The organism is Catelliglobosispora koreensis DSM 44566 (assembly GCF_000379685.1).
Lineage (GTDB): Bacteria > Actinomycetota > Actinomycetes > Mycobacteriales > Micromonosporaceae > Catelliglobosispora > Catelliglobosispora koreensis.
The window spans coordinates 1-1,422 of sequence record NZ_KB903277.1 but is presented as its reverse complement, the minus strand read 5'-3'; the positions used below and the strand labels follow the sequence as shown (position 1 = coordinate 1,422).

At 55.9% G+C, this 1,422-nt stretch carries 1 protein-coding gene; it reads right to left on the bottom strand.

All coding sequences use genetic code 11. The features are described 5' to 3' along the window. Positions 1-817: 817 nt before the first annotated feature. Positions 818-1,366 (bottom strand): DUF4839 domain-containing protein, encoded by a 549-nt coding sequence (locus A3E1_RS42030; RefSeq protein WP_020523638.1) that lies wholly within the window; start codon positions 1,364-1,366, stop codon positions 818-820. Between the last annotated feature and the right edge of the window lie 56 nt (positions 1,367-1,422).

Sequence of the window (1,422 nt, the reverse complement as noted above, 5' to 3'; positions counted from 1 at the left end):
ACAACTCCTACAGGCCACACGGATCGCTGGACGGCCTCACCCCCGAGGCCTTCCGGACACAATGGATAAACAACCACGAAGACTCTTACAGTTGCTGGGCCTAGATGTGGGTTCTAGTCAGCGCGATACCCGTCGTTTCACGAGTGTCCGCCGCTGCCCTGCTTCTGGAACCCGCGTCACACTCATCGCGCTGGGAGCATCTCATCAATGGCACCCACATAGGTGAACGACCGGCCCACGATCACCCAACGCCGGTAGCATCCAAATTGGTGAACGGAACCCTGAGCAAGGCATTCCGTCGCGAATCGTGAACACGAAAGTGTGTCACAATCCGGTATCGGTCTTATCGACACTGTCCGCGCACTCACGTCTGGGTTTTCCCGACTTTTGCTTATATATCCCCGAACTTTAGCGTGCTGTAATCCGGGTGCGGTGACGCCGACTGCTCCACAGACGGTGCCCTCGGCTGCTGCCTGAATACTGCCAAGGTGGACCTTAGAAAGGCAGGTCAATTTAGAACATCGCTCGTCATGCGAGCGTTGCCTCGCAGCCAGAGTGCTATGCGGTCCGCGTTGGACCGTCAGGTCGCGGAAGCACCTGTAGTCAGCGCAACGACGATCATTGACCAAGGCGATGTGGTAAGCCATTCGCCCAGGCCGACCGTAAAGGCCACGCTTAAACATAGTTTTACAGCGCCCAGACTTCGCTTGAATGCACAGAATCGTCCGGCAGACCGGCGTAGCAGGCTCACCCACCGCCCCCTTCCTGCGCCATCACGTCCGCACGTCTCAGCCGATCAATCGCAGGGCCTTTCCCTCTATCTGATCTCTGTAGAGATTGGGTCAAGGAGGAAGAGTCCTTGAACCCTGTTGTAGTCATCAAGTTTAGCTATGACGTGGACATTGTCTCCCGCGCCCACAACTTCTGGAATGGTTGGGCCTGTCAGATGCAGGTCACGGACATTTACGCCACTGAATTTAAAGTTGGGTCCCGTCCTTGGCGATTCACCGTAGTTCCCAGTAAGAATCAAGAAGTCATATCTAAAGTCGCCGTGATCTCTTCTGGAGGCGACGTTTCCGTCGAACTCAATCGTCCTGCCCTGGTACTTGGCAGCGAACGCTTTGAAAACATCCCAGTCGTTGTCCGGTCCGGTTAGGAGTGCGGCAAAGTCCTTGCTGTTGTGTATGGTCAGAACCTGCTCAGGCTTTGGCGTTTCGGACGCGACCGGAGCGTTCGTGGGCTGGGCGGCCTGTTCGCTGGCTTTCTCGCGGATGGTTCCTACAGTGATTAGGATAGCCAGTCCTGCGATTATGCCTCCCAGGGCGAATATCTGCCATTTCTTCAACTTCGGTTGCTGGCTGGTCATGCACGCCCTCCTTGCCTGAATGCGTCAAACAATGAACGAAGCCGGCTGATTAGCCA